2 protein-coding genes are annotated in these 2,561 nt (G+C 35.0%); both read left to right on the top strand.

The window, feature by feature from the left end; genetic code table 11:
• Nucleotides 1-395: 395 nt before the first annotated feature.
• The gene (gene mnmE, locus AC220I_RS21170; protein WP_486725857.1) at nt 396-1,769 is read left to right on the top strand and encodes a tRNA uridine-5-carboxymethylaminomethyl(34) synthesis GTPase MnmE; all 1,374 of its coding nucleotides are present in this window, start codon (nt 396-398) and stop codon (nt 1,767-1,769) included.
• 10 nt (nt 1,770-1,779) lie between these two features.
• A partial coding sequence (locus tag AC220I_RS21165; RefSeq protein ID WP_486725856.1) for an FAD-dependent oxidoreductase occupies nt 1,780-2,561 on the top strand: 782 nt, incomplete at its 3' end.

Raw genomic sequence — 2,561 nt, 5'->3', positions numbered from 1 at the left:
AAGAGTCTTCAACTTGTGAAGAGCGGTTAGATGAGAACGGTAGCGCAAAAACAAAGTTTTAGCGGTAAATGATTGTATATAACAAAATTTGAGCCAAAAGCTGTGATGAGGAATGTTCAACCTCAAACAGCGTCAGCGAAAATTGGTTTGAGACATCGTGAGATGACTCAAATGTTATAAAATTAGTTCTCAGAACAAGCGTCTTCAACTTGTAGGAAACGGTTAGATGAGAACGGTAACACAAAACGATAACAAAAAAACAAGATATTAGTGGTAAATGAAGATATGCGACAATATTAGATAGAAGTTGCAAACTTGAAATTTAACCAGTTTATCATTATACTCATAAATAGGATCATGTGTCCTATTTTTATTGTGATTTAGGAGTGATTAATTTGATTTTTGATACTATAACAGCCATATCAACACCAATAGGAGAAGGAGCCATCGGAATCGTAAGATTAAGTGGGCCAGATTCTTTTCAAATATTATCTGAAATTTTCAAGCCTTTTAAGGCAAACACTGTGCTTCTAGAAAATAGAAAAATGTATTTTGGCCATATCATCAATGATCAAAAGATTGTAGATGAAGTTATGGTGGTAAAAATGCCTGCAAGTGGTTCATATACGATGGAAGATATCGTTGAAATTAATTGTCACGGGGGCATGATGCCCTTAAGAGAAATCCTCTCTCTAGTGCTTTCAAAAGGTGCTCGCATGGCCGATAAAGGAGAGTTTACTAAGCGTGCTTTTTTAAATGGCAGAATAGATCTTGCACAAGCTGAATCTGTCATGGATCTCATCAGCGCTAAGACAGAAATTGGATTTGACATTGCAATGAACCAACTCAAAGGTCATTTATCGGAGAAAATAACGCATTACCGCAATACACTGATTGCTTTAATGGCTGAAATTGAAGTTTCTATTGATTATCCAGAAGAGGATATTGAAGAAATCACATATTCAAAGATTGAAACCAGCTTAGAAGAAATTCAAGGATTGTTAAAAATCCTGATTGAAAGATCTAAATCTGGTAAAATTATCAGAGAAGGCCTTAAAACTGTAATTGTTGGTAAACCTAATGTCGGTAAATCAAGTTTGATGAACGCATTACTTAAGGATTCACGTGCAATTGTTACCAATATACCTGGTACTACAAGGGATGTTATAGAAGAATACATGAATATATCGGGTATTCCCATCAAGTTGATTGATACTGCTGGTATAAGAGAAACGGAAGATGTCGTTGAAAAAATTGGCGTTCAAAAATCGAAACACTACTTTAACGAAGCGGATCTGATTATTTTTGTACTAGATGCATCTGAATCTTTAACTCAGGAAGATCATGACATTATGGAGCTTGTTAAAAATAAACACGCAATTGTTATCATCAATAAGTCTGATTTAGAAAGTAAGATAGAGCTTGACTACATTAATAACGTTTTAAAGGATAAGACAATCATAAAGACTTCAATTCAAAATGAAATTGGTGTTGAAGCCCTTGAAGATGAAATAAAAAAAATGGTCTTTGGCAGTGAAGTTGAAATGAATCATACGGATATTATCAGTAATTCAAGACATATACAACTTGTTAAAGATGCTGAGAAGAATGTAACAGATGCGCTTAATGCCGTAAAAATGAATATGCCATATGATTTTATTGAAGTTGATATCAAAAATGCGATTTTAAATCTTGGACACGTCACTGGAGAGAGTGTTGAAGACGATTTAATGAATACTATTTTTAGCAATTTTTGTTTAGGAAAGTAGAGGAAACAAAATGGTAAGAACTTACGATGCGGGATATTTTGAATGTATAGTAATCGGCGCTGGTCATGCAGGCTGTGAAGCTGCACTGGCAAGTGCCAGAATGGGCGTAAAAACCTTAATTCTATCGATGAATTTAGATTCTATAGGCATGATGCCATGTAATCCCTCAATAGGTGGTACTGGAAAAGGTCATTTAGTTAAAGAAATAGATGCACTTGGCGGAGAAATGGGTCTGAATATAGATAAAGCTTTTGTTCAAAGTAAAATGTTAAACAGTTCAAAAGGCCCTGCAGTACATTCATTAAGAGCTCAAGCCGATAAGCATCAATACCATACAGAAATGAAGAAAGTACTCGAAAACACAGACAATTTATTTGTGAAACAAGGTGAAGTGACTTCGCTTATTATAGAAGATCAAAAGATTAAAGGCCTTATAACCAGTACAGGTTCTAAATATACTTGTGATGTTGCTGTCTTGGCTACAGGTACTTATCTTGGAAGCACTATATTTATTGGTGATGCAGAGCTTATGAGTGGTCCAAATGGCCTATCTGGTTCATATGCTTTAACTCAAAGTTTACAGGGTCATGAGTTTGATTTGAGACGATTTAAGACCGGTACGCCTGCACGAGTGGATAAACGATCTCTAAATTTCGATAAGATGGAAGTACAATGGGGTGATCAAGATTTTGAGTTGTTCTCATTTATGAATGACAGTGCAACGCTTGATGAGTTACCTTGTTGGTTAACCTATACCAATAACATCACCCATGAAATTATTCTCAATAATTT

It is taken from the genome of Fusibacter sp. (genome assembly GCF_057447755.1).
Note: the sequence above shows the minus strand (reverse complement) of the source record. Positions and strands in the feature narration are given on the sequence as shown.